We start from the raw sequence: 25,565 nt of genomic DNA, 5'->3' as shown, positions 1-25,565 counted from the left end.
ATGGAAGACAGACTCAGCCGCACGCTGGCCCAGTTGGCCGCCGAGCACCGCGTCCCCGGGGCGCAGCTCGTGGTCGTCCTCGAAGGGGAGCGCCATTCGGTCGCGTACGGGGTGCGGGACACCGCCACCGGCGCGCCCGTCACCCGGGACACGGCCTTCCCCGTCGGCTCCCTGACCAAGCCGTTCACCGCCGCGCTGGCGATGATGCTGGTCGCCGACGGGGACGTGGACCTGGACGAGCCGATGCGCGACCAGCTCCCCGAGTTCGGCGCCGGCCGCCTGGTCACCCTCCGCCAGCTCCTCAGCCACACCTCCGGGCTGCCCTCCGACCTGCCCGAGGGCAGTGAGCGGACCACGGACCGCGCCCGGTGGGTGGCCCGCCACGGCCGTGAGGCCGACCTGGCCCACCGGCCCGGCACGGTCTTCTCGTACTCCAACGTCGGCTACCTCGTGGCCGGCCGGCTCGTCGAGGAGGTCACCGGCATGGACTGGCGGGAGGCGCTGGAGGCCGTCCTGCTGGACCCCTTCGGCCGCCGCCCCGGATACGTGACCGGGCCGGACCGCGGCGAACGGACCGTGGCGCTGGGCCACGCCGTGCAGGCGGCCCGGGACCGGGTGGTGCCGATCCCCGAACAGGACCTGCCCGAGGTGGAGATGCCCAACGGCTCCCTCGCCCTGAGCGCCGAGGACCTGGCCGCGTTCGCCGAGCTGTACTTCGCCGGGTGCCGTGACCCCCGGCCGCTGGGCCGCGCCACCGCCGACGACATGTGCTTCGACCAGCTCGCCGCCGTCCGGATCGGGCCGTACGGCATGGCCGACGGCTGGGGCCTGGGCTGGGCGCGGTACGAGGACGGTCCGGCCGACGACGTGTACGGCCACGACGGCACCGGCGACGGCACCTCCTGCCACCTGCGGTTCGACCCGGTCTGCGGGAACGCCGTCGCGCTGACCGCGAACGGCAGCGCGGGAGCCGCGCTGTGGCAGGCGCTGGGGCCCCGGCTGCGCGAGCTGGGGCTGCCGGTCGGTGACCGCCCGGAGCCCGGGCCGCCCGCCGCCGGGGAGTTCCGCGCGCCGGACGGGTGCCTGGGCCACTACGCCAACGGCGACACCGAGTTCGCGGTGGTCCGCGGGGCGGACGGCGGGCTGCTGCTGTCCTTCGGCGGGCAGCCGCACGCCGAGCTGCTGTGCCGGCCGGACCTGCGCTTCGTCATGCGCGAGCTGGGCGGCGGCGCCCGCTCGCCCGGCCGCTTCGTCACCGACCAGGACACCGGCCGGATCGGCCACCTCCAGATCACCGGACGGCTCGCCGCCCGGATCAAGGACGAGGGCGGCCCGGCGGCATGACCACCGCGCCCGCCGACGAGGAGGCGACCGGGCGGCACGGCACCGGACCGCGGCGGGCGTCCGCCCGCCCGGCCGTCCCGCTGTCCCGCAACCGCGACTACACCATCCTGTGGACCGGCCAGCTCATGTCCGAGCTGGCCATCGAGATCGGCGCGGTGGCCGTCCCCCTGCTGATCATGGCCCGGTCCGGTACCCCGCTGGAAATGGGCCTGGCCTCGTCGGTGATGGCGGCGGCCCACATGGCCGCGGTGGTGCCGGCCGGGGTGCTGGCGGACCGCTGGGACCGCCGCCGCCTGATGCTGGTGTGCCAGGTGCTGCGGGTCCTGGCGGTGGCGAGCCTGGCCGGCGCCCTCTTCTGGGACCGGTACTCCTTCGCGCACCTGCTGCTCGTCGTGGCGCTGGAAGGCGTGCTCGGCTCGGTCTTCGACCCCGCCGAGCACGCCGCGCTGCCCCAGGTCGTGCCGCCCGAACAGCTCTCCACGGCGGTGGCCAGGAACGCCGCCCGGCCCTACGTCGCCACCCTCGTGGGCCCGGGCGTGGCCGGCTTCCTCTTGGCCGCGTACCCGCTGGGCCCGTTCCTGACCAACGCGGTGATGTTCGCCCTGTCCGCGGTGGCGCTGTGCTTCCTGCGGCTGCCCCGGCGCGCCCCGCGCGCGCACGACGGGGCCGACCCGCCGGAGCGCGGGGGCCGGGCCGCGTGGGGGGACTTCCTGGCCGGGTTCCGCTGGGTGCTGGGGCAGGCGGTGATCAGGACGACGATGGCCTGGATGATGATCACGAACCTGGTCTTCGGTGCCCTGCTCATCGTCCTGCTCGCGATGTCCGGCGAGGAGCAGGTGGGCGCCGGCGAACTGGGCCTGACGATGGCCTGCTTCGGCGCCGGCGGGCTGCTGGGCGGCCTGTTCGCCGCCCGGATGCACGCGACGGTCCGCCCACCGGTGATCATCATCGGGTTCAGTTGGACCGCGGTCCTCGCCACCGCCCTGATGGCGGTGGTGCCCACCGGCCTGCCCACGGGCGCGCTGCTGGGTCTCATGGCCTTCTTCGCGCCGCTCGCCAATACGACGGTGCTCACCTACCAGTTGACGGTCACCCCGGACGAGCTGCGCGGCCGGATGAGCGGCGTGGCCGGCTTCTGCTCCGGCGGCGCCGGCGCCCTGGGGCCCTCTCTCGGCGGCCTGCTGACCGGCGCGGCGGGCGGCGGCACCCGGGCGGTCCTGCTCTGCGCCGGCTGCCTGGCCCTGGTGGCGGTCGCGGCCACGGCCGGCCGCACCCTGCGGCGGTTCCCGGCGCCGGAGGGGACCTCGGGGGAGGTGCCTGCGGAGAAGGCGCCGGTGGGGGAGTCCCGGGCGCCCGACACCCGTACGCCATAGGGCTGTCGGAGGGACGGGCCGGCATCACCCGGGGGCTTCCCCGGGCGCCGGGTCCGGCGCCCCGCGCTGACGGCGAACGGCGGCGGGGGCCGCCGGCGGGCGGCGTACCGGGACAGCCGGTGAGCGGCGCCACGCGTGGCTGCCGGACGCTGTCCGGGCCCCGGCCGGTGGCATACCGCCCCGCCGCGGCCGACGCCGCCAGCCCCTGGTGGGCCCTCAGTCACCTCTCCGGCCCCGCAACTTAGCTGCGAAGTCAAACATCTGGCCCGCCTGGCGTGCACGGGTCAGACTCGCGCCCAACGGGGGACGCATGGCCGGCCGCTGCCACGGGACCGCGCGCGCGGTGGACATCGGGGGCGGGCGCCCGCGCCCGGAAACAAGCTTCCACCGCGGACGACGACGTGGACGCGGGTGCCGCAGGCCACGCCGCTCGTCGCGCACCTGGCGAGAGGTCCATATGCAAACGAGACCGTCCAAACCGAACCTGAAGTCCCTGACCGGCCTGAGATTTCTGGCCATGCTGCCCGTCTTCCTCACCCACGCGGCGTTCGAGGGCGTCTTCACGGACGCCGACGCGAGCTGGGGCTTCCTCAACGTGATGGGCACCAGCGGATATCTGGCGGTGTCGTTCTTCTTCGTGCTGAGCGGCTTCGTCATCACCTGGTCGGTCCGGCCGGGCGACACCGCGCGCGCCTTCTGGCGGCGCCGCTTCTTCCGGGTCTTCCCCAACCACGTCACCTCCTGGGCGCTGGCCCTGGTGCTGGTGCTGACGGTGGGCACCGGCATCGGCCTGCTGCCGTCGGTGACCCAGCTCTTCCTGCTCCAGTCGTGGGTGCCCGACCCCGCGTTCACCGACACCGGCAACAGCGTGAGCTGGTCGCTCGCGGTGGACGTGGTCTTCTACGGGCTGTTCCCGGCGCTGCTGGCGCTGGTGAACCGGATCGCCCCGAAGCGACTGTGGTACTGGGTGATCGGCACCGCCGTCGCGGCGGCCGTCGTGCCCGCGGTGGGGCTCGCCGTGCTGCCGGACACCCCCGAGATGCCGCTGAGCGGGGTCTCCGAGAGCCAGTACTGGTTCGCGTACTTCCTGCCGCTCTTCCGGATGCTGGAGTGCTTCCTCGGCATGCTGATGGCCCGGATCGTGCTCACCGGTGTGTGGATCAGGCTGCCGGTGCTGCCCGCCGTCGTCCTGCTGGTGCTCGCGTACTGGGCCGCGCAGCAGGTGCCGTACCTGTACCGGCTGAGCGCGGTGACGGCGCTCCCGGTGGCGCTGCTGACGGCCGCGGTCGCGGTGGCGGACGCCGAGGGACGGGGCACCCCGTTCGGGAACCGGGTCATGGTCTGGTTCGGCGAGCTGTCCTTCGCGTTCTACCTGTTGCACAACCTCGTCCTGAAGTACGGGCACCTGCTGCTCGGCCACACCGAGGTGGACGGCGAGCAGGTGGGCCGTACCTGGGACGTTCCGGGCGGTGTCGCCGTGATCGCCGGCGGCTTCGTGGTGTCCGTCCTGCTGGCGTGGCTGCTGCACAACGGCGTGGAGAAGCCCGCCATGCGCCGCTGGTCCCGGCCGCGCAAGGCCCGGACGACCGCTTCCGCGGGCGGCTCGTCCCGCCCGGCCGACGCCGTTCCGGCCGGCGAGGTACTGGCGCCCTGAGGGCCCGGGGCAGCCCCGCGTGACCCTCGTGGTCCCCGGGCCGCAAGGGAAGCAGGGGGCAACTTAGCCAAGGAGTAAAGGTGGTACAGCGGGGTCCGGAAACGCGACATGATCCCGACTGGCCAGGCATTCGGCGCCGGACCAGACCGATCCGGCGCCCTATCTGGAGGGACGGGTACGTGCTGACGCTCCACCTGCAGGATGACGACGTCGCCGCGATCGATTCCGTGGTCGACGAACTCATCCGGCGTTACGACTCCGTGGAATCCACGGAGTTCCAGGCCGAGAGCCGCCTTTACGCGGATGAGCTTCCGCGTCGGGTGCGGCGGGCGCTCCACGAATACCGAAGCACCGAGAAGTCCGGGATCATGGTCGTCAGCGGCCTGCCGGTGGACGACACGACGCTGGGCAGGACCCCGGCGGAGCGCCGGACCAAGCCGGAGTCCACGTCGCTGCGCCAGGACATCGCCTTCTACCTGATAGCCAACCTGCTGGGTGATCCCATCGGATGGGCCACCCAGCAGGACGGCCGGATCATGCACGACATCTACCCCGTGCGGGGCTTCGAGCACGAGCAGATCGGCTGGGGCAGCGAGGAGACGCTGACCTGGCACACGGAGGACGCCTTCCACCCGCTGCGCACCGACTACCTGGGCCTGATGTGCCTGCGGAACCCGGACGGCGTGGAGACCACCACCTGCGACATCGCGGACGTGGTGATCGACGACGCGACACGGGAGATCCTGTCCCAGAAACGTTTCCGCATCCTCCCCGACGACGCCCACCGCATCCACGGCGAGGCGTCCGAGGACGAGGACGAGCGGGCCGCGGCGCTGCGCCGGCGCAGCCGGGAACGCGTGGCCGCCGCGCTGGAGGCGCCCGACCCGACGGCCGTGCTCTTCGGCGACCCGGACGACCCGTACATCTGCATCGACCCCCACTACATGCGCGGTGTCCAGGGCGAGGAAGAACAGCGCGCACTCGACACCATCGGCGCGGCCATCGACAAGGCGATGTCCGGCGTCGTGCTCCAGCCCGGAGACATCGTCTTCGTGGACAACTACCGCGTCGTGCACGGCCGCAAGCCCTTCCGGGCCCGGTTCGACGGCACGGACCGCTGGCTGCGGCGGCTGAACGTCGCCCGGGACCTGCGCAAGTCGCGCGAGGCCCGGCTGGCCGCGCACACCCGCGTCATCTACTGACCGGCGGCCCCGCCGCCGTCCACCACCGCTCACACCCCACCGCCCCGACCGGCCACCCGGAGACGGAACGCGTCACCGCGGGGACCGGCCGCGGCTCGCCCGGGGCGGTCAGCACGACCGCGCGCGCCCGCCGAGCGGCGCGTCACCGTGCCCACTCTCCCCTCGACACGAGGGCCCACCCATTTCTCTGCGAGGTACACCTGTGTCCGGAATGCTGCGAGACAAGACTGACGTGCGGGCGCCCGGCGGCGACTCCGGCAACCTCACCCAGTTGGAGTTCCTCGCCCTCAACAGCGAGTTCAACATCGCCGACGGCCACGCCCGGCAGGCGCTGACGGCCGGCCAGAGCAAGATCGTCGAAGACCTGCCGCTGCTCTTCGCCGAGGGCGAGAAGCGCCCCGTGGAGGAGCTGGAGACCGAGGCGCACGCCGCCTTCTTCACCGCGCTGGGCCAGCACAGCTACCCCGCCACCCCGGGCCGGGTCCTGAGCTGCTACTCCTCCTCGGTCGCCATGGAGATCCTCTCCCGGGCGCTGGGCGAGAGCGTCGAGTCGGTGGCGCTGGTCCACCCGACCTTCGACAACATCGCGGACCTGCTCCGCGGCAACGGCCTCAAGCTGGTCCCGCTGGAGGAGGACCCGCTGCACGGTGCCGACCTCGACCCGGCCCTCCTCAAGTCGGTGGGCTGCGTCTTCATCACCACGCCCAACAACCCCACCGGCCGCGTGGTCTCCAAGGAGCGGCTGACCCGGCTGGCCGAGCAGTGCGCCGAGTACGGCGTCGTGCTCGCCCTGGACACCTCCTTCCGCGGCTTCGACACCCGCGCGCAGTACGACCACTACGAGGTGCTGAACGCCAGCGGCGCGCGCTGGGTCGTCATCGAGGACACCGGCAAGCTGTGGCCCACCCTGGACCTGAAGGTCGGCATGCTCGTGCACGCCGAGAACCTGGGCCTGCCGGTCGAGAAGATCTACTCCGACATCCTGCTCGGAGTCTCGCCGCTGATCCTGGCCATGGTCCGCCGGTTCTCCGAGGACGCCGCCAACGGCGGCCTGGAGGACCTGCACCGCTTCATCGCCGACAACCGCGCCATGGTCCGCGCCGAGCTGGCCGGCCTGCCGGGCGTCAGCGTCCCCGACCCGGACAGCCGCGCCAGCGTCGAGCGGGTCCGCATCGACGACCTCACCGGCACCGAGGTCTGGGCGCTGCTGCGCGAGCACAACGTCTACGCGCTGCCCTGCCGGCCGTTCCACTGGGCCGACCACTCCCAGGGCGACCACACCCTGCGGCTGGCGCTCGCCCGCTCGACCGACCCGCTGACCCGGTCGGTCCGCGCGCTCCGGCACGTCCTGTCCTCGCGTTGACGGCCTCCGTCGCGGACGGGGCGGCACCACCCCACGGCTTCGCGGGCCCGCTGTCGCACACGCGGCGGTGGCACGCGGGAGTCGTGCAGGAGGCCGCCCCGGCCGGGGTCCTCGACCTCGGTCCCGGATACATCGAGCCCGCCCTGCTGCCCGTGGACCTCATGCGGGACGCGTACGCGGGCGCGCTGGAGGAGTACGGTGCCGCGGCGCTCGGCTACGGCCACGACCCGGGCGCCGAACCGTTGCGCGCCGAGCTGGCCGCCCGCGCGGCGGCGGCCGGCGGGCACCCCTGCGGGCCGGACCAGGTGGTCCTCACCTCGGGAACGTCCCAGGCCCTGTACCTGCTGGCGACATCGTTCGCGGCACCCGGCGACACAGTGCTGGCGGAGGAGCTCTGTTACGACCTGGGTCAGCGGATCTTCAGGGACTGCGGCCTGCGGGTGCGCACGGTCGCCACGGACGGGTCCGGGATGCTGCCCGAAGCCCTGGACCACGCCCTGGCGGCCGTACGACGGGAAGGCGGCCGGACCGCTTTCCTCTACCTCACCCCCACCCACCACAACCCCCTCGGGCGCACCGTGCCGACGGAGCGCCGGCGGCGGCTCGTCGAGGTGGCGGCCCGGCACGACACACTGATCCTGGAGGACGACGCCTACGCGGAACTCGCCCTGACCGACGGCTGGACCCCGCCGCCCTCGCTCGCCGCCCTGGCCGGCTACCGGGGCGTGGTACGGCTGTGCAGCTTCTCCAAGACCCTGGGCCCCGGGCTGCGGCTGGGGTGGCTGCTGGCCGACGCCGAGGTGGCGGCCCGGCTCTCCGGGCACGGGCTGTTCGTCAGCGGCGGCTCCCTCAACCACACCACCTCGCTGGCCGTGGGCCATCTGCTGGCCACCGGCGCCTACGACCGGCACCTCGACGCGTTCCGTACCCGGCTGCGGGCCCGCCGGGACGCGCTCGTGGACACCCTGCGCGCCGCCCTGGGCGACCGGGTGCGGTTGCGTACCCCGGAAGGCGGCTTCTTCCTCTGGCTGGAGTCCACGGCCGGACCCACCGAGGAGGCGCTGCTCGACCGCGCCGCCGCGGCGCACGTGCGGGTCGCCGCCGGCTCCCGTTTCGGCACCACCCAGGGGCCCAGTGTGCGCCTGGCGTTCAGTTTCAACCCCCCGGCGGCGCTGGAGCGGGCCGCGCGGCGGCTGGCCGCCGCCTGGACCGGCACCGCGCCGCCCCCTCAGATCGGAGAGAGCACGTGACGACCACCACCGGGAACAGCACCCCCCGCACGCACACCGGGCCGGGGGGCGCCGGGCCCGTCGGATACAGCCTGCCGCTCTCGCCCACGGGCGCGTCGTCGATGCTCACCCCGCCGCCGTGGCACTTCTCCGGCGAGGTCGTCATGGTCGAGTACCGGGTCGACCCGGACGCCGCCCGCCGGTTCCTGCCGCCGGGCCTGACGCCGGGCGCCGACCCGGGCGCCGCGGCGGCGGTGTTCGCCACCTGGCAGTGGTGCTCGGCGGACGGCGCCGAGCTGGCCGACCCCGGGCGCTGCCAGTTCGGGGAGTTCCTGATCCTGCTGAGCTGCGAGTTCGAGGGCCGCCCCATGGCCCGCTGCCCGTACGCCTGGGTCGACCAGGCCGTGCCCATGATGCGCGGCTGGGTCCAGGGAATGCCCAAGCAGTTCGGCACGATCCACCAGAGCCGTCCGGTGACGGTCGGCAGGGCGGGCTCCCGGCTGGAGCCCGGCGGCCGGTTCGACGGCGCGCTGTCCGTCCACGGGCGGCGGGCCGTGGAGGCATCGGTGACCCTGGAGCGCTCGGGCGACCGGGCCCCGGCGCTGCACGACGTTCCCCTCGCGCACACCCTGACCTTCCCCGAGTGGGTCCCGTCGGCCGACGGCCCGCGCGCCCGGCTGGTCGCCTCGGAGGTCAGTGACGTCGAGTTTTCCCGGATCTGGTCCGGATCCGGAAACCTCTCCTTCCTCGATGGTGGTCTTGGGGATGATTTCGCTTCACTCGTACCGTTGGAGGTAGGAGATGGACATGTGTTCGCGTACGGAGAGACCCTCCACGGCGGACGCCTGCTTACCGACTGAGCCGGCCACGAAGCACCGGACCGAACCAGTCATGAACACGGGGGAACACATTGCTGAGGATTCACTTCACAGTTGAGGACATCACCAACACACGGATGCTGGCGACCCTCGGCCCGATGGCCGAGACCGCGTTCGCGCTGTATCTCTTCGGACGCAACGGCGACATCGCCTTCCACCAGTGGCGCCGCAGCGTCCGCGCCGGGCTGGGCAAGGACGCGGCCCGCTACACCGCCCTGTCCCAGCAGTTCAGAACGCTGTACGAACTGCCTGTGGCGTTCGCCGACGCCTTCACGCAGAGCACCGACCCCACCCACGACGCGTCCACCGACGTCCGCCGCAGCACCGAACTGCTCGCCGACCTCTGCCAGGTGGCCGTCCTGCCGCACTGGCCGATGATCCGCAGCAACCTCGACGGCGCCCGGGAGGCATGGGGCCGGGTCGCCATCGCGCACGGCGTGGAGCGGCTGCTCAGCTCCATCCACCCCAAGGTCCGCTGGCGCTCCCCGGTCCTGGAGATCCGGCACGGCCAGAAGCGGGACATCCACCTGGACGGACGCGGACTGCTGCTGTGCCCGTCCTTCTTCCTGTCCGAGCAGTCCTGCGCGTTCCTGGACGCGGTGGGGGAGAACGGCGTACCCGCCCTCGTCTTCCCGGTGAAGGCCACCGCCAAGGGTGACTTCTGGGGCCCCGCCGAGCACGACGAGCAGGCGCTGGGCGCCCTGGTCGGACACACCAGGGCGGCGGCGCTGGAAGCGCTCGCCGAGGGATGCTCCACGGGCGAACTCGCCGACCGGTTAGGGATATCGCTGGCCGGCGCGAGCAAGCACGCGGCCGTACTGCGCCGCTCCGGCCTGGTCACCACCTCGCGGAACCGCAACACGGCGCTGCACGCGCTGACCCCCCTCGGCAAGGCACTGCTGCGCAGTTGCGAGCCCTTCGTCGCGCCGGCCCCGCGGGCCTTATCCCCTGGCGTGCCCCAGCAGCGCGTACGCCCCCTGCGGCTCGGCGGCGTCGGGGCCGGCGTCGCCCGCCAGGCGGTGTGACGAGACCACCGGCCGACCACCGACGCCGCGGACCGGACGCCGAGGAAGGCGCTCCGGCGCAAGGCATCCCGGCGGAGGAGACCGCCCGCCGCCCGTGCCGCCGCGACCGGCACGGGCCGCCCCGGCACACCCCCCCGACGCACGAGCGAGAAGGAGAACACTGTGGGCACGAACCCGTTCGACGACCCGGACGGCACTTACCTGGTGCTGGTCAACGACGAGCACCAGCACTCGCTGTGGCCGGCGTTCGCCGACGTACCGCAGGGCTGGACGGTCGCCCTGACCGAAAGCGACCGCCGGACCGCCCTGGACTACGTCACCGCGCACTGGACCGACATGCGTCCGCGCAGCCTCGCGACGGCGATGGGCGACGCGTAACGGGCCTGCGGCGGGCCTCCCCGGAGGCCCGCCGGAGCCCGGCCCGCCCCGCACCACCGAGAAGGCATCCCGTGATCCCGGTACGGCACAATATCCGCTTGTGACTATTCGCTTACTGATCGCCGACGACCAGGAAATGGTCCGCCGCGGAATGCGCCGCATCGTGGAGAGCCAGCCGGACATGGAAGTGGTCGGCGAGGCGACCAACGGCGTGGACGCGGTCGAACTGGCCCGCTCCCTGCGACCGGACGTGGCGCTCGTGGACATCCGCATGCCGCGCATGGACGGCCTGGAAGTCACCCGGCTGCTGGCCGACCCCGCCGCCGCGCACCCCGTCCGTGTCGTCGTCGTGACCACCTTCGACCTGGACGAATACGTCTATCCCGCGCTGCGTTTCGGCGCCTCCGGGTTCCTGCTCAAACGCTCCGGCCCGACGCTGCTGGTGGAAGCCGTCCGCGCCGCCATGGCCGGGGACAGCCTGATCAGCCCGTCCATCACCGTGCGGCTGCTGCAGCACGTCACCGGCTCCGGCACCAAGCGCCGCCCGCGCGAGAGCGTCCTCACCGAACGCGAGGCGGAGATCGCCGGAAAGGTGGCCGAGGGCAAGACCAACGCCGATATCGCCGACGAACTGTTCATCTCGGCCGGCACGGTCAAGACACACATCGCGAGCATCCAGCGGAAACTCCAGGTGCGCAATCGCGTCGGAGTGGCCGTCCGCGCCTGGGAGATGGGATTCGCCACCGGGCGGACACCTGGCTGAACCGCGGTGAATATCTGCCGTTCGGCAGATGCCCGGAATTCCCGTCCGTGCCCGGCACTCCGCCCCTGAGGAAAATGCGTAGCCTCGGCCCCATGGACAACCAGGAACACCCCGATTCCGGCGCGAGCGGCCGGCGCCGGAGCCGCTGGATCGCGGCGGCCGTGGCGCTGGTCCTCGCGCCCGCCGTCGCCGCGCCCCCCTCCGCCTGGACCGTCGCGGTCATGGCCGCGCTCGCGCTGGCCGTCGCGATGCTGGCCTGGCCCGCCGGCCGCCTGGACCGGGCGGCGGGCGGCATCGCGGTCCTCTCTCCCGTGGCGGACGCCGCCTACTTCGGGCCGCCCGGACTCGTCCTCCTGTGGTTCCCCGTCGAAGCCGCCGCGCTGCTCGTCCTCCTGTACCGCGTGGTCCGCCATGTCCCGCCGCCCCGCGCGGCCGTGGCCGGCGCGCTGACCGGCGCCGCCTTCCTCGCCCTGCCGCTGCGCTTCACCCTCCACGCACCCCAGACGGGCCTGAAGGAATCGGTGTTCGTCGTCGCGCTGGCCCTCTTCCCGGCCGCCGCCGCCACCGGCGTCGGCCTGTACCTGCGGTCCCTGGACAACCGCCGGGCCCGCGCGGTCGCCCTGGCCCGCCGCGAACAGCGCCTCGAAGTGGCCCGCGACCTGCACGACTTCGTCGCCCACGAGGTGACCGGCATCGTCCTGGAGGCCCAAGCCGGACAACTGGAGGCGGACGGGTCCGGGCCGGAGGAACACCGCGCCCTCCTCCTCCGCATCGAACAGGCCGGACTGCGGGCGCTGGACTCCATGGACCAGACCGTGCAGGCCCTGCGCGAGGCGGACGGCCGCAAGTGGGACGAGCCCCCGCCGACCCGCCTCTACGGCCTGGCTGACCTCCCCGAACTCGTCGGCCGCTTCTCCTCCATGGCCGCCTCCGAGGTGGACCTCTCCCTGGAGGACGACATCGCCGGCACCCTCGCCCGCGAGGCCGAGGACACCGCCTACCGTGTGGTGCTGGAGGCCCTGACCAACATCCGGCGGCACGCCCCGCAGGCCGCCCGGGTCGAGGTCTTCGCCGGCCGGACCGCCGACCGCGCCGTCGAGATAGCCGTCGCCGACGACGCCGGGCCGAGCGCCCCCGCCCCCACCCGCCACGGCGGCGGCACCGGCCTGGCCGGCCTCGCCGAACGCGTCAGCGCCCTCGGCGGCACCCTGGAGGCCGGCCCGCACGAGAAGGGCTGGCGGGTGCGCTGCGTCCTGCCGGCACCGGCGATGCGCTGAGGGGCGGGGGAGGGGTGAGGTTCCGGGGGCGGGCGGGGCTGCTGTGATGACCGGTCGGCCCGCCGGACGAACGCCTCCTCCCCCCCGGATATCTGCCGTTCGGCAGATGTGCCCGGTCCCCCCTCCGGCGATCCTTATGACGTGCGCCAGTCCGAACCTCTGGACGCAGGTCCGGAGCACCGGACACCAGCTCGTGACTATGGAGGAACCCCGATGTTCTCAGGCATCACCTCGAAGCGGTCCGCAACCCTCGTCGCGGTCGCGGCGCTCGCCGCCACCGTCGGCCTGACCGGCTGCTCCGTGGACGCGTCGAAGGTCAAGCCGGAAGCCAAGGTCTTCCCGTACAAGGGCGAGACCCTGAAGCTGACGACGCACGAGGTCGCCACCAAGCTGGTCGCCAGCGACCGCAAGGACATCAAGGTCACCCGCTGGTTCGACTCGGCGGCCGGCACCGAGCACCTGAAGTGGGAGCTCAAGGGCGACACCCTGGACATCGACGCCGGCTGCAGCGGCATCGCGGTCTGCGACGCCAAGTTCCAGGTGGACGTGCCCAAGAACCTGACCGTCATCAAGGACGGCAAGAAGGCCGACCTGAAGGGCAAGAGCTGATCATGCTCGACCTCGTCAACGTCACCAAGGTCTACAAGGGCGGCAAGCGTGCCGTCGACGACATGACCATGAGCCTTCAGCCGGGGATGCTGGGTCTGCTCGGCCCCAACGGCGCCGGCAAGTCGTCCCTGATGCGGATCACCGCCACGGTCACCCGCCCCACCTCCGGCACCGTCCGCTTCCACGGCGAGGACGCGGTGGCCAAGCCCAACGTGCTGCGCCGCAAGCTCGGCTACCTGCCGCAGGACTTCGGCGTCTACCCGAACCTGACCTCCCGCGAGTTCCTGATGTACCTCGCGGCGGCCAAGGGCGTGTCCGCCAGGTCGGCCAAGGCCCGGATCGACGAACTGCTGGAGCTGGTCAACCTCACCGAGGCGGTCAAGCGCCCGCTGGGCAAGTACTCCGGCGGCATGCTGCGCCGGGTGGGCATCGCCCAGGTGCTGCTCGCCGACCCCGAGGTGATCATCGTCGACGAGCCCACGGCGGGCCTGGACCCCGAGGAACGCGTCCGCTTCCGCAACCTGCTCAGCGACCTGGCCGCGGACAAGGTCGTGATGCTCTCCACCCACATCGTCTCCGACGTCGAGTCGGTGGCCTCCGACATCGCGGTGGTCGCCAACGGACGCCTGCAGCGCCGCGGCACCCCCGAGGAACTGCTGCGCTCGGTGGAAGGACACGTCTGGGAGGTGCTGGTCGACCCCGCGTCCGTACCGACGGTGCAGACCCAGTACATCGTCAGCCGCATGGTGCGCACCACCGAGGGCGTCCGCATCCGCCTGCTGGCCCCCGAGGCCCCCTACGACGGCGCGGTGCGGCTGACCCCCGACCTGGAGGACGCCTACCTCGCCATCATCCGCGGCGCGTCCGGCGGCGAGTCCGCGCAGCGCTTCGGCGCCGGCCCGATCCACGCCGGGACGGTGTGACCCCGATGCTCCGCACCATCACCGGTCCGGCGGTGGCCGACTTCCGCGACCGCGTCCGGCGGCCCGCGTACGTCGTCATCCTGGCCGCCGCGGTGGCCCTCGGCTACGTCGCGGTGCCCGACTCGGACGCCAAGTGGATGATCATGCAGGTCGGCGATCACCGCGGCGTCTACAACAGCGCGTACGTCGGCATGGTGACCGCTCTGGCCAGCGGCCTGTGGATCATGCTCGGCGGGTTCTACATCGTCCGCAACTCCGTCGAACGCGACCGCAGCACCCGCGTCGGCCAGCTCGTGGCCGCCACCCCGCTGCGCACCACCGCGTACATGGCGGGCAAGTTCCTCAGCAACCTCATGCTGCTGTCGTCCATGCTCGGCGTGCTCGCGATCACCGCGCTGGTCATGCAGTTGGCCCGCGGCGAGTCCTACGACGTCGACCTCTACGCCCTCTGGCAGCCGTTCTTCCTGGTGGCGCTGCCGCTCGCGGCCCTCACTGCGGCGTGCGCGCTGCTCTTCGAGACCCTGCCGGTCCTGCGCACCGGCTTCGGCAACATCGTCTGGTTCTGCGTCTGGCTCGTCATCGCGACGGTCGGCCAGGGCCCGGGCCAGTTGCTCGGCGGCACCGGCGTCTACGAAGTCGCCCGGTCCATGTACGACGACATGGTCGCCCAGAAGATCGACATGACGGGCTCGTTCAGCCTCGGCCTGACCTACCTGGACAAGCCGCTCGGCACGTTCACCTGGGACGGCTTCACGCCCACCGCGACCTACCTCCTGGGCCGCATCGCCCTGCTCCTCCTCGCCGTGGCCGTCGCCGTCCTGCCCGCCCTGTGGTTCGGCCGCTTCGACCCGGCCCGCACCTGGCAGCGCCGCGAGCGCACACCGCAGCCGGAGAGCGCGGCCGGCGCGTTCCAGCCCGTCTTCATCGACGAGGTCGCGGGACAGTCCCCGCCGTCCACCCGCCCCGCGGCCATCCTGCGCACCCGCCCCGAACCCGGCGGCGTGACCGCGCGCATCTGGGCCGGCGAGATCCGCATCCTGCTCAAGGGCGTGCCCTGGTGGTGGTGGCTGGGTGCCGCGTTCCTGATCCTGCTGGGCATCACCGCCCCGCTGCACGGCACCTCCCGCGTCATGCTGCCGCTGGCCTGGATCTGGCCCATCATCATCTGGTCCCGCCTGGGCACCCAGCGCCACGAGTACGCCGTCGAGACCGTCCTCGGTGCCTATCCCGCGGTGCGCCGCCGGATGTTCGCCGAGTGGGGGGCGGGACTGACCATCACCGCCGTGGCCGGCATCGGCCCGCTCATCCGCATGATCATCGAGTCCGAGACGACGGGCATCGCCTCCTGGATCGGCGGGGTGCTGTTCATCCCGTCCCTGGCCCTGGCCCTCGGCACCCTCAGCCGCACGCACCGGCTCTTCCAGGCGGTCTACCTCCCGCTCTGGTACACGGTCGCCAACGGCCTGCCGGTCTTCGACTACATGGGCGCCCTGCGCGACAGCAGCGAACTGGCCGCCGCCCAGCCGCCGGTGACCATGACGGTGGCCGCGGTCCTGCTCGGCATCGTCTTCGTGGCCGGCACCCTTCGGCGCTACAGCCGGGACTGACACCCACGCTCGACACTTCGTCACGGGGAGGGGAGAAAGCGGTGAAGGAGCCGGAGAACGTGCACGCCTTTCAGGACCCGACCAACCCGAAGACCGCGCGCCACCTGCGCGACGCGAACGACGTACCCCGCGCGAACGGCATGTGGAGCGCCGGAGGGGCGGACGACGAACCGCCACACGCATACGACGCACCGACCACCCGGGAAGCGGGGGAGGTGACCAGCCTGAGAAAGGCACCCGCCCCGGGAAGAGCGACCGGACTCCGGTCCGTGAGCGAGAAGGGCCGACCGGCCGGCCGCGATGGGGGCAGGGAGGGCCTCGACGACACGAGCGACCTCACGCGCCCGTCCACCCCGGCGGGGCTGTTCGACCCCACCGGGCCGTTCGACCCCACCGGGCCGTTCGACCCCACCGGGCCGTTCGACCCCACCGGGCCGTTCGACCCCACCGGGCCGTTCGACCCCACCGGGCCGTTCGACCCCACCGGGCCGTTCGGCCTGCTGACGGACGACTGCGAGCGGTGCCGCGACAAGCCCGCCCGCGGAGACTCCCGCCGGATAGCGGAACTGGAAGCCGAACTGGCCGTACTCCGCAGCGCCAACGAGATCCTCGTCTCGGTGGCCACGTACTTCGCGAAGAACGGCCCCGGCCCGGCGCACCGGGCCGCCGACGAACACTGACTGACACTCCGCCCGCGACACAGAACGGCGACAGGGCGGCGAACGGGGGGCATCACCTGACCCAGCGAGGCTGAACGACCGAGAGGACTGGCACATGCGGTGGCGATTCCGGAACGGAGTCGGGAGCGTGCTGACCGTGATCACACTGGTGGCGGTGGCCGGGGCCTGTGCCCCAGCCTCCCCCACGCTACGGACCGAAGGAGCGACACCCGCCGCCACCGTCCCCCAGTGGACGACCACCTGGGGAGCGGCCGTGCAGCAGGCGGCCAGCGGCCCGGCCGACGTCGACCGCAACTGGTCCGAGGAGGGGTTCGCCGACCAGACGCTGCGGCAGGTCTTCCGGGTCAGTGTCGGCGGCACCAAGCTCCGCCTGCGCCTGTCCAACGCCTACGGGACCAAGCCCCTGCACATCGCCGGCGCCACCCTCGCCCGCTCCGACGGCGGCCCGAAGGCCAGGCCCGGCACCATCAAGGAACTCACCTTCCGCGGCGCACGCGCCACCACCGTCCCGGTCGGCCGCGACCTCCTCACCGACGCCCTCCCGTTCCCCACCTCGGCCCTGGAAAAGCTGACCGTCTCCCTCCGCTTCGACCGCCCCACCGGCCCCGCCACCGTCCACCGCTTCACCACGGCCACTTCCTACCGCGCCCCCGGCGACCACCTGCGCACCGTCTTCACCGACGCCTTCGACCGGAACACGTCCTACGCCTGGTACTACCTCACCGCGGCCGAGGTCACCGGCCGCCCCCGCACCTCCACCGACCAGCGCGCCGCCCTCCTCGCCGACACCGCCGAGGCGCCCCCCGCCCCTTCGCCCGCCCCGTCCCCCCGTCCTTCCTCGTCTTCGGCGACTCCCTGATCGACGGCGTCGGCACCACCCCCGGCACCGACAACCGCTTCTCCGACAAGCTGGCCGAACGCCTCCTCGCCGCCCGCCGCCCCCAAGGCGCCGTCAACGCGGGCCTGGCCGGCGACAGCCTCCTCCGCGATTCCCCCTGCTACGGCGAGAAGGCCCTCACCCGCTTCGAGAAAACCCTCCGCGAACACCCCGACCTTCGCACCGTCTTCATCCACATCGGCGCCAACGACCTGGCCACGACCGGCCCCGACAACCCCTGCATGCAGCCCCACCCCCCGGTGACCGCCCGCCGGCTCATCGACGCCCACCGCACCCTCATCCGCCAGGCCCACGCCCACGGCCTCAAGGCCGTCGGCATGACGATCCTCCCCGTCCGCGGCGCCGTCTTCCCCTTCACCGACGCCGCCGGCGACAAGGTCCGCCAAGAACTCAACACCTGGATCCGCACCAGCGGCGCCTACGACACCGTCCTGGACGCCGCCCAGATCCTCACCGACCCCACCACCGGCCGCACCGCCCCCGGCTACGTCTCCGAAGACGGCCTCCACCCCAGTGACGCCGGCTACGCGGCCCTCGCCTCAGCAGTAAACCTGAACGACCTGTAACCCCCCGCCCCCGAGCCCACCCCCGCCCCCTCCCGGGCCGCTCGTCCGGCCCCTCCCGGGCCCCAGCGCCCGGGCCCCCGAACCGCCCCGGCCAGGTGTTCCCCCGTCCCTGGCCGGGGCTCCCGGAGGCGATTCCGCCCCCACCCCGAACCGCCCCGACCGGGTGCCCCCGTCCCCGGTCGGGGCCCTTCCCGCCCTGACCCGCCGCGGGCCTCTCGGACCGCCCCGGCCAGGTGCTCACCCGCCCTGGCCGGCTTGGGGTTTCCGACCCCGGGGGTCATCAGCCCGGTGCTTCGAAGCGGCATCGACATGACATGGAGGTGGGCGTGCCCCCCCCGATCCCGTAGCTGCCCGCCTCGGGCCGAAAGCGTTCGATTCACCGACCAGAAACGAACGCCTGTGTGCCTGTCGTTATTTGGTGAGAGCCGCTGTTCGGTGAGGAAGGCGTGGGCGGCGGTGGCCAGGGCGACGTAATGGCGCCGGCCCGGCCAGGAGCGTCCTTCGAAGTGGTCGAGTCCCAGGCCGGTATCGGCGGGCAGGTTCGAGAACCAGTACTCGGTGGGTGCTTCCGCCGCGGTCAGCCACTCGGCCAGTAGCCACAGGCCGGGCAGAACGCCGTCCCACCAGCCCTGCTCGGCCGCGGCCCGGGCTCTGAGCGGGCGGATGACGGAGTTGCAGGCCGGGTGGACCCGCAGAGCCGCGAAGTGCGAGCGCCTCGGGCCGCGCGAGCCCTGCCGCCAGGTGACTGCGCTGAAGCCGCAGCATCCCAGGCCGACGGCGTGCGCGGCCACGGCCAGTGGGGTCCAGCGGTAGCGGGGCTGAGGCCGGCAGCGGTTCGCGCCCTTACGGGCGGGCGCCTCGGGGACTGCGTCGAAGGGGTGGGTGGTGGCGCCGGAACCGACGGACAGCACACGGTCCAGGGCCCGGCCGGAGAGTGCGCCACGAAAGGCGGCGTCGACCCCGTACACCGCGTCGGCGAGCACGACCCGTGGCGGGATGCCCCAGGTGATGAGGTCCTCAAGGGCGTCCAGCGCGAGCAGCCACTTCTCGCGGTGCCCGATGTGGGCCGGCACCTTGCACGCAGTGCGGCGTTGGGGATCGTCGGCCCACTCCTTGGACAGAAACAGGCGTCACTGCAGGGGGCAGGATGCCTGGGCGGTGGCGGCGTGCACGCTCACCGCGGCCTGGCAGTTGGCCCGCTTGCCCAGGGCTCGTACGTAAATCACTGTCAGGATTGATCTGTGGGTCCGGACGCAGTAGGAGGCTGGGGCATGACTACGCCTCCGCGACATCGCATCCCGACTACCGCACTGCAGGCCAAACCCGATCACATCCTCCCGCGCCTCGATGAACGGCGTCGCCGGCTCTACCTGGCCGACGAGGCCGTCGTGGTCGGCCACGGCGGGATCAGTGTGGTGGCCGCAGTCTCCGGCACCAGCACCGCCACCATCGCCCGCGGCATCACCGAGCTGGTCGCGCCGTTCCCGCCAACCCGCCGCATCCGTGTCCCAGGAGCCGGCCGCAAGCCGCTGACAACGACCGCCCCCGGCCTGCTGCCGGACCTTGAAGCGCTGATCGAGCCGCACGCCCGCGGCGATCTGTCTCCCCGCTTCGCTGGACCACACGGCCGCTGCGCAATCTGGCCCAGACCCTGACCGCCCAGGGCCACCCGGTCAGTGCCACAACCGTCGTCGGGCATCTCCCGCACAAGATGGGCTACAGCCTGCAAGGCACCGCCAAAACCACCGAGGGATCCCGCCATCCGGACCGTAACGCCCAGTTCACCCACATCAAGGCCGCCGCCGCTGCCTTCCTCAGCGCCGATCAGCCGGTGATCAGCGTTGACACCAAGGCCAAAGCGTGGATCGGCAACCGCGACCGGCCCGGACGCACCTGGCGCCCAGGCAAGGATCCGATCAAGGTGGACTGCCACTGCCACCTCATCGCCGACGGCCAGCCGGTTGCCGTGCCCTACGGTGTCTACGACCTCGCCACCAACGCTGGCTGGGTAAACATCGGGACCGACCACGACACCGCTGCGTGCGCCGTGGAGTCCATCCGTCGCTGGTGGCACCGACGCGGACGACTCGACCACCCGCGCGCCATCCGGCTGCTGATCACGGCCGACTCCGGCGGCTCGAACAACCCCCGCTACTGGACCTGGAAGAAGCGGCCGCACGCCTTCGCCCACGCTCCGGCTTCCGGGACGCTTATCAGGAATTCTTTGCCTTGCCCTACCCTGACCGTCCGAAACCCGGGGAGCTGTCGGCCGGGGTTTCGATCTGTTCGACATCGACTGTCAGATCGCTGGATATGCGGACCAGGTCGGCCACGGTGACCTGAGCGCCTCGGGCATCCCGGATCTGGACGAGCACGCCCGCAAGATCAAGGGTCTGCTCAGCTCGTTTGCTTCGGCGCGCACCGACTCGGACGAAGGGCTTCAACTCAAGGGGAAGTTTCATGCCTACGTCGCGACGCTGGACCGGACGATAGTTGAACTGCAGCGGTCGGCCGCCGGCTGACGGGGTGGAGCTTCAAGGGCAGCGTTGACGGAAGCCGGAAACCGCCAATCACTGGTGATTAACTTGGCGGACGTGGATGAGACCCGTGTGATTCAGGGGACTGCCGGCACGAAGAGTTCGCTGTCAAGGTGGCCCCGCCGGTGGGTACCGGCGGGGCCACCTTGACCAGGATGGTCGACCTAGCGCCGCATGGCAGTGCTCGGCCTCGTGCTCTGCTGTACGGTGACGTCTTTACTGGCTGCTAAACCTCTCATAGAGGTCGCGGTCGCTCCATGAGTCAGAGAAAGCGTCCAGCATCGCTTCGTACAGTCGGATGTTGCTGACGTTCCCGATGTTTCCGGTGACCCTTCCCCTGATCTCCTGCTCTATTCGAGGCCACCGCAACTCGTGCATGGTGAAAGCCACCAGCTCGACTATGCCTTCTCTGGCTGGGTCGATGAGGGAAATCAGCTCCGTTTCAAGTTCTTGCCTCATTTCCGGGGTCGCTCGGAGTATTTCGAGTGCGCGTTCGAGGTCCGGTTCGAGGGCCTCGGTTCCGCATGACTCGTGAGCTCTCTTTGTGAGCGCCAGGGCGCAATTCCGCAGCGCTTCGACCGGGTCAGCAGTGGGGTGCTTCCCATGCGGCGATGTATTTTCCATCGGAGTGAAGTCCATTTCTGTTGAAGGCGTCTATGGCAGCCTTCTGTGCGTTCTCTCCGTACGGCCGATAATGTCCGGACTTATTGTCCAGGTAGACAATTTGTCCACCCTTGGTCTTGAACTCTCCCGCAGCCAGCACCTTACCTCCCTTGGCCAAGCTGACGTGGCCTGCGGTTCTCTTGCCGATGACCAGTTCGCCGCTTTCGAGTACCACGTACGCGTAATTGCCGGATCGAATCAAGACGGTGCCGGGCGCGATCGGCTTGAACCAGTCGGGCTTGTCTTCAGGGATGAGGTTCTCGAACGATGCAGGGTCGGCGCTGTTGTGCACCAGGACCGATGTCTTCCCGGCAAGCACATAGTACGTGTGCAAGTCGTCCACGGTCAGGTTGTAGGTGCGGGCATTCCCGGCGAACGGGTGATTGTCGATCACCTTGACCGAGGATCCGTCAGCTGACCTGAGGGTCATTCCCCTCCGCAGTTCAGTGGCCTTGAGCCATCCATTTTGCGAGGGCGACCAGAAAGGGTGGTCACTCGTAGCCGTCAGATTGGCCCGACCCTGAGGTGTGGCCATGGTGAGGCGATTGAAGCGCTTGTCGTGGTCGGTCACGATCACTGCGGTCACTTTATGAGGAGCCGTCTTGCCACTCATGGGATCGGTGGCCGTGACGAAGTCGCCTTTCCGCACCGTCTCTATGTTCTTCGTCGAGTTGTCACCCATGAGTACTTTGGTGCCGGCGAGGAAGCATTTGCATCCGCGCCCCGTCCATTTGCGTACTTTCTTGGCGACCTTTTCAACGACTTCGCCACCGTATTTGATGGCGAACTTACCGGCGAGTTTGACACCTTTGCCCCAGGGGGTGACGCCGATGAGGAAGGAGCCGCAGTCGGCGAGATTGGGGTCCTTGACGCAGTTCAGGGCCGTGTCGATGTCGGCGAGTTCCCATACGATCGCGGAGACGATGGGGTTGGGCTCGACTTGCTTGAGCTTGCCGCCGGCGGCCAGGCAGGGCAGGACGGCAAGTTCACGGGTGGGGTGCTCGTAGCAGATCTTCTGCTCGGACTGCTCCTTCTCCTTCCGCTTGCGCTCTTCTTCCGCCTTGCGGCGCGCCTCGGCCTCTTCGGCCTCCCGTTTCTTCTTCACCTCTGTCCAAGCCTGAGAAGCCAGGGAGGAAGCCTCCTCGGCGCTCTTTCCGGCTTCCAGCGCGGACTCCCGGGCATCGGCAGCGGCGTCATCTGCGAACTTGGCCGAGTTACGGGCATAGTTGGCGGAGAATTCGGCTTGGGCTGCTGACTGTTCGGCGGCGGCGGCGTCGCGTTGGGCGTTGTCGGCGGCGTTGCGGGCGACCTTGGCGGATCTGGCGGCCTGGGCGGCGCTGGCTTCGGCGCTGTCGGCGGCCTTGTCGGCGTCGATCCGGTACCCGTCGGCGAGTTTCGCGTTCTTCTTGGCCTCGTCGGCAGCTTTGGCGGCCTCGTCGGAGGCATTATGGGCGCGGGCCGCGGCCTGGGCGGCGATCCAGCGGTTGCGCTGGGCCTCGGCGGCGACGATGCCCGCTTCGGCGACCAGGCGCTGCACCTGGGCGATGTGGGTGGCGGCGAGCGTGTCCTTGCGGTCGGCCATGTACTGGCCCAGCTGGACGAAGTCGTGCACCTCCTCCGCCGGACCCGCCAGCGCGACCTTGGCGGCCGCCCTGACCTCCGGACCGCCGGCATTGACCAGCTTGGAGGCGGTGACCTCCTCGTCCGAACGCTGGGCCAGGTACTGGCCGGTGGCGATGAACGCTGCCAGCACCTTGCCCCGCCCGTCCTTCAGCGCCGCCTTGGACGCTTCCTTGACGCCTGGCCCGCCGGCATTGTTGATCTGCGAGACGCGCACGGTCAGGTCGGTGACGGCCACCTCGTACTGCCCCGTGGTGTAGAAGTCCCTCACCTGCTGGTCCGAGCCCTTGAGCGCCGCGGCGGCAGCGGTGCGCACCACCTCGTAGGGGCTCTGGGTGCTCAGCTCGAAGACCCGCTCGCGTATCTCGTCCAGGCCGGCTTTCTGCCACCCACTGCGCAGATACTCCAGCACGTCCTCGTCAGAACCCGAGAGAGCGAGGGTGGCAGCTTGCTGACTCCAGGGGCCGCGCGTCTTCAGCGCCTTCATCGCCAAAGCCCGCCCCTTGGTGACGAGAGCTTTGGTGTCCGCGTCGGGCTTGGCGGCCTCGGCGGCGAGTTCGGCGGCGGTGGTGTCCAGCGACTTGGCGTCGACCGCGGCGGCGGCCGAGGCGGAGGTCATCTCGGCGACCTGGGCCTTGTCGCTGCGGGCTCCCTCGATGGCGGCGGCGGTACGGGTGGCCAGGTCCTCGGCCTCGGTGGCGCGGGCGATGTCGAAGACCTTCTGCGCGGCCGTGGCGGCGGCGTCGGACGCCTTGGCGGCTTCCTCGGCGGCCTTGGCGTGCTTGGTGGCCTCCGCTGCGGCGTCGGCCGCCTCGCCGGCGTGCTTGGCGGCTTCGTCCGCCGCCAGCGCGGCCTTCTCGGCGTGGTTGGCCGCCGACTCTGCGGCCGCCCGGGCCTCGTCGGCGGCATCGGCCGAGCGGTTGGCCAGCGCCTGGGCGGCGTTGGCCGCGCGCCGGGACTCGTTCGCGTGCCGGCGCGCTTCGATCGCGGCGTTCCTGGCCTCGCCGGAGTGAACGCCGGCTTCGTCGGCGAAGCGGTTGGCGCGCTCGGCGGAGTCGGCCGCCGCATCGGCGTTGTCACTGGCGCTCAGGGCCGCTCGGGCGGCGTTGCCGGACTCTCGGGAGGCCGCACTGGCCTTCTTGGCGGCTTCGACGGAGTTGCGGGCCATCTTGGACGCATCGTGCGCCTTCTTGGCCATGTCCCGGGCGTGCTGGGCCTTGCCCGCGTCGGAGGCCGCCGCGATGGAGGCGTTGTAGGCGTCGTTGGCGGCGTTGGCCGCGTTGGTGGCGGCCGCGGCGGTCTGGGCTGCGGCCATGGCGGCGATGCGTGCCGCGCGGTTGGCGGCGTTGGCCGCACCGATGGCGTGCTGGGCCGCCGCGGCCGCGCCGCGGGCTGCGTCGGCGGCCTGCTTGGCCTTGACGGCCGCACGCTTGGAGTCGTTCTTGGCCAGCTCGGTTTGCTTCGCCGCCTCGGCGGCGGCTTCCTTGGCGGCCTCGGATGCCTTGATGGCGCGGTCGGCGGCGTCCTTGGCCTTGTCCGTTTCATTCGCGGCCCGTTTGCCGGCCAAGGTGGCCTGCTCGGCCAGCTCGGCGATGGTGGCGTGCTCCTGGTCGCGGTTGCGCGCGGTGAACTGCCCGATCTCCAGGAACTCAGCGATGTCCTCGGCCGTGCCCTTGAGCGCCACCTTGCCGGCCGCCTTGACGGCCGGGCCGCCCGAGTTGATCAGCGCCGAAACCTCAACTTCGTTGTCCTGGCGGCGCGCTTCGTACTGGCCCTTGTCGAGGAAGGCGGTGACGGCCTCGGGGCCGCCCTTCAACGCGACCTTGCCGGCCTCCCTGACCCCGTAGCCGCCGAAGTTGATGACCCGCGAGGCTTCGACCTCGTTGTCCTGCCGCAGCGGCTCCTGCCAACCGTCCCGTAAGAACGCACGCAGCGGCTCTGGGTTGTCCCGCTTGCTGGCCTTCAGAGCGGCCTTGGCCCTCTCGCGTACCGCAGGTCCTGAAGTGCCGAGGATTTTGCTGGCAGCTATGTAGTTGTCGTCGAACTCCAGACCGTCCTTCTCGGCGAAGAACCTCTGGATGTCCTCGTCCGTGCCCAGGAGCGCCTGCTCTGCCGCCGCCTTGATGCCGGCGCCACCTTCGGTCCAGGCTTCAACCAGCTGCTCCCGCATCGAGATCAGGTCATCCTGATCGGGAGGGGCGGCATGGGCAGGACCCGCTCCAAGCAGCCCTGTCACCAAAGACGCGGACAGTAACGTCGCACAAGCGCCACGCCGCCAGAATGTGGCCCTTTGGGAGCGGAAACCGTCACCGAGGGGCCATCCGGTCCTCGGCGAAAACCGTCTCTGTTTCATCCGGTCAACTCTTTCTTGTTCATCTTTCAATCACTGGCAGGAGTTCCAGGCGCCAGTCCTCTGTGGTCCGGGCGGCCTGGGGTGAGCGCTGGAATGGGAGAGCGGAAGTGACCACACGTCCGGTGGCCGGTGGATGCGCGAAACGTGCGCTTCGATAGTTGTGCGAGCTTCGGTCGGGCTCGACTGAGATGCGGGCGCATAGCTTACATAGGCATTACTTCGCCATTCGTGGGCCGGCTGTCGTTCACCTCGCCCTTGCGAGGGCGTTGCGCCGAGGCCGTGGACCCGCACGCACCTGCTCAGTGGGCCTGTTGGCCGGCTCTCCCCGGCAGCCGTGATCGTCGGGCTGGCGGCCGCTCGTGCTGGGATGGAGCCTGCAACTTCGCCAACTGCGGTCGATGCTGCGGGCCCTGAGGGGCCTGAGGGTGCGCGGAAAGAGCCCGATGGCCGAGCCGAGTAGTGGAATCTGCGGGGAGTGTGGGCTTTGCCCCTGAACTTGCCGAAGTGCTCCGCTACCTCCCCGAAAGAGATGCGCTCTCCGGGAGTTGTCCACTTCTATGGTCTGGGCGGACCGCGTAGACGGCACGGATCTCGGCCACTGGTTGTCGTAGACCCGAACTTGT

At 71.2% G+C, this 25,565-nt stretch carries 20 protein-coding genes and 1 pseudogene; 18 read left to right on the top strand and 3 right to left on the bottom strand.

Annotated features, from left to right (window positions below):
- From EJG53_RS09910 to EJG53_RS42360, 17 genes are all read left to right on the top strand, one after another.
- Positions 1-1,344 carry a serine hydrolase domain-containing protein gene (locus tag EJG53_RS09910; protein ID WP_125044559.1) on the top strand — a complete coding sequence of 448 codons (1,344 nt, stop codon included), beginning with the start codon at positions 1-3 and terminating at the stop codon, positions 1,342-1,344.
- On the top strand, positions 1,341-2,717 hold the full coding sequence (locus EJG53_RS09905) for an MFS transporter (RefSeq protein WP_125044558.1): 1,377 nt from the start codon (positions 1,341-1,343) through the stop codon (positions 2,715-2,717). The genes EJG53_RS09910 and EJG53_RS09905 overlap by 4 nt, the downstream gene beginning before the upstream one ends.
- Before the next feature lie 457 nt (positions 2,718-3,174).
- On the top strand, positions 3,175-4,371 hold the full coding sequence (locus tag EJG53_RS09900) for an acyltransferase family protein (protein WP_125044557.1): 1,197 nt from the start codon (positions 3,175-3,177) through the stop codon (positions 4,369-4,371).
- 179 nt (positions 4,372-4,550) lie between these two features.
- Positions 4,551-5,573, top strand: a complete 1,023-nt coding sequence (gntD, locus tag EJG53_RS09895) for a guanitoxin biosynthesis L-enduracididine beta-hydroxylase GntD (RefSeq protein WP_125044556.1) — start codon at positions 4,551-4,553, stop codon at positions 5,571-5,573.
- Positions 5,574-5,784: 211 nt separating this feature from the next.
- A complete protein-coding gene (gene mppP / locus EJG53_RS09890) occupies positions 5,785-6,936 on the top strand; it encodes an enduracididine biosynthesis enzyme MppP (protein ID WP_125044555.1) in 1,152 nt (383 codons plus the stop codon).
- The gene (mppQ, locus tag EJG53_RS09885) at positions 6,933-8,186 is read left to right on the top strand and encodes an enduracididine biosynthesis enzyme MppQ (RefSeq protein WP_167515091.1); all 1,254 of its coding nucleotides are present in this window, start codon (positions 6,933-6,935) and stop codon (positions 8,184-8,186) included. Before mppP ends, mppQ begins: the two co-directional genes overlap by 4 nt.
- Positions 8,183-9,025, top strand: coding sequence for an enduracididine biosynthesis enzyme MppR (gene mppR, locus EJG53_RS09880; RefSeq protein ID WP_244955081.1), 843 nt, complete (start codon positions 8,183-8,185; stop codon positions 9,023-9,025). The genes mppQ and mppR overlap by 4 nt, the downstream gene beginning before the upstream one ends.
- A gap of 95 nt (positions 9,026-9,120) precedes the next feature.
- Positions 9,121-10,068: an ArsR/SmtB family transcription factor gene (locus EJG53_RS09875; RefSeq protein WP_125044553.1), complete on the top strand. Its 948-nt coding sequence runs from the start codon at positions 9,121-9,123 to the stop codon at positions 10,066-10,068.
- A gap of 162 nt (positions 10,069-10,230) precedes the next feature.
- Positions 10,231-10,446: an MbtH family protein gene (locus EJG53_RS09870; protein ID WP_125044552.1), complete on the top strand. Its 216-nt coding sequence runs from the start codon at positions 10,231-10,233 to the stop codon at positions 10,444-10,446.
- Positions 10,447-10,546: 100 nt separating this feature from the next.
- Positions 10,547-11,209, top strand: coding sequence for a response regulator (locus tag EJG53_RS09865; protein ID WP_125044551.1), 663 nt, complete (start codon positions 10,547-10,549; stop codon positions 11,207-11,209).
- Between the two features lie 92 nt (positions 11,210-11,301).
- The gene (locus EJG53_RS09860; protein ID WP_125044550.1) at positions 11,302-12,486 is read left to right on the top strand and encodes a sensor histidine kinase; all 1,185 of its coding nucleotides are present in this window, start codon (positions 11,302-11,304) and stop codon (positions 12,484-12,486) included.
- Positions 12,487-12,699: 213 nt separating this feature from the next.
- Positions 12,700-13,095 (top strand): hypothetical protein, encoded by a 396-nt coding sequence (locus EJG53_RS09855; protein ID WP_125044549.1) that lies wholly within the window; start codon positions 12,700-12,702, stop codon positions 13,093-13,095.
- 2 nt (positions 13,096-13,097) lie between these two features.
- Entirely contained in the window at positions 13,098-14,018 is a 921-nt protein-coding gene (locus EJG53_RS09850) for an ABC transporter ATP-binding protein (protein ID WP_125044548.1), read from the top strand.
- Positions 14,019-14,023: 5 nt separating this feature from the next.
- Complete coding sequence (locus tag EJG53_RS09845) at positions 14,024-15,625, top strand: hypothetical protein (RefSeq protein WP_125044547.1); 1,602 nt, start codon at positions 14,024-14,026, stop codon at positions 15,623-15,625.
- A gap of 59 nt (positions 15,626-15,684) precedes the next feature.
- A complete protein-coding gene (locus EJG53_RS41705; RefSeq protein WP_125044546.1) occupies positions 15,685-16,305 on the top strand; it encodes a hypothetical protein in 621 nt (206 codons plus the stop codon).
- 127 nt (positions 16,306-16,432) lie between these two features.
- Positions 16,433-17,164 (top strand): hypothetical protein, encoded by a 732-nt coding sequence (locus EJG53_RS42365; protein WP_244955080.1) that lies wholly within the window; start codon positions 16,433-16,435, stop codon positions 17,162-17,164.
- On the top strand, positions 17,161-17,769 hold the full coding sequence (locus tag EJG53_RS42360; RefSeq protein WP_244955604.1) for a GDSL-type esterase/lipase family protein: 609 nt from the start codon (positions 17,161-17,163) through the stop codon (positions 17,767-17,769). Before EJG53_RS42365 ends, EJG53_RS42360 begins: the two co-directional genes overlap by 4 nt.
- On the opposite strand, the gene EJG53_RS42355 is transcribed toward EJG53_RS42360, so the two are convergent.
- Positions 17,727-18,890, bottom strand: a complete 1,164-nt coding sequence (locus EJG53_RS42355) for a transposase (protein ID WP_280526813.1) — start codon at positions 18,888-18,890, stop codon at positions 17,727-17,729. The genes EJG53_RS42360 and EJG53_RS42355 overlap by 43 nt on opposite strands.
- 150 nt (positions 18,891-19,040) lie before the next feature.
- On the opposite strand from EJG53_RS42355, the pseudogene EJG53_RS09825 reads away from it, so the two are divergent.
- A pseudogene (locus EJG53_RS09825) lies at positions 19,041-19,957 on the top strand (ISAzo13 family transposase); the annotation flags it as partial.
- 565 nt (positions 19,958-20,522) lie between these two features.
- Here EJG53_RS09825 and EJG53_RS09820 read toward each other — a convergent pair.
- Positions 20,523-20,930, bottom strand: coding sequence for a hypothetical protein (locus EJG53_RS09820; protein WP_125044545.1), 408 nt, complete (start codon positions 20,928-20,930; stop codon positions 20,523-20,525).
- Entirely contained in the window at positions 20,890-24,759 is a 3,870-nt protein-coding gene (locus EJG53_RS43300) for a polymorphic toxin-type HINT domain-containing protein (protein WP_167515088.1), read from the bottom strand. Before EJG53_RS43300 ends, EJG53_RS09820 begins: the two co-directional genes overlap by 41 nt.
- Positions 24,760-25,565 lie beyond the last annotated feature (806 nt).

The organism is Streptomyces chrestomyceticus JCM 4735 (genome assembly GCF_003865135.1).
Taxonomy (GTDB): domain Bacteria; phylum Actinomycetota; class Actinomycetes; order Streptomycetales; family Streptomycetaceae; genus Streptomyces; species Streptomyces chrestomyceticus.
Note: the sequence above shows the minus strand (reverse complement) of the source record. Positions and strands in the feature narration are given on the sequence as shown.

Bases quoted from the DNA above. Each gene is read 5' to 3' on its own strand.
- mppP (WP_125044555.1), top strand. From the start codon at position 5,785: ATGCTGCGAGACAAGACTGACGTGCGGGCGCCCGGCGGCGACTCCGGC.
- EJG53_RS09910 (WP_125044559.1), top strand. From the start codon at position 1: ATGGAAGACAGACTCAGCCGCACGCTGGCCCAGTTGGCCGCCGAGCAC.
- EJG53_RS09860 (WP_125044550.1), top strand. From the start codon at position 11,302: ATGGACAACCAGGAACACCCCGATTCCGGCGCGAGCGGCCGGCGCCGG.
- EJG53_RS09820 (WP_125044545.1), bottom strand. From the start codon at position 20,930: ATGGAAAATACATCGCCGCATGGGAAGCACCCCACTGCTGACCCGGTC.
- EJG53_RS09855 (WP_125044549.1), top strand. From the start codon at position 12,700: ATGTTCTCAGGCATCACCTCGAAGCGGTCCGCAACCCTCGTCGCGGTC.
- EJG53_RS09845 (WP_125044547.1), top strand. From the start codon at position 14,024: ATGCTCCGCACCATCACCGGTCCGGCGGTGGCCGACTTCCGCGACCGC.
- EJG53_RS43300 (WP_167515088.1), bottom strand. From the start codon at position 24,759: ATGCGGGAGCAGCTGGTTGAAGCCTGGACCGAAGGTGGCGCCGGCATC.
- EJG53_RS09850 (WP_125044548.1), top strand. From the start codon at position 13,098: ATGCTCGACCTCGTCAACGTCACCAAGGTCTACAAGGGCGGCAAGCGT.
- EJG53_RS09905 (WP_125044558.1), top strand. From the start codon at position 1,341: ATGACCACCGCGCCCGCCGACGAGGAGGCGACCGGGCGGCACGGCACC.
- EJG53_RS09900 (WP_125044557.1), top strand. From the start codon at position 3,175: ATGCAAACGAGACCGTCCAAACCGAACCTGAAGTCCCTGACCGGCCTG.
- EJG53_RS09875 (WP_125044553.1), top strand. From the start codon at position 9,121: ATGCTGGCGACCCTCGGCCCGATGGCCGAGACCGCGTTCGCGCTGTAT.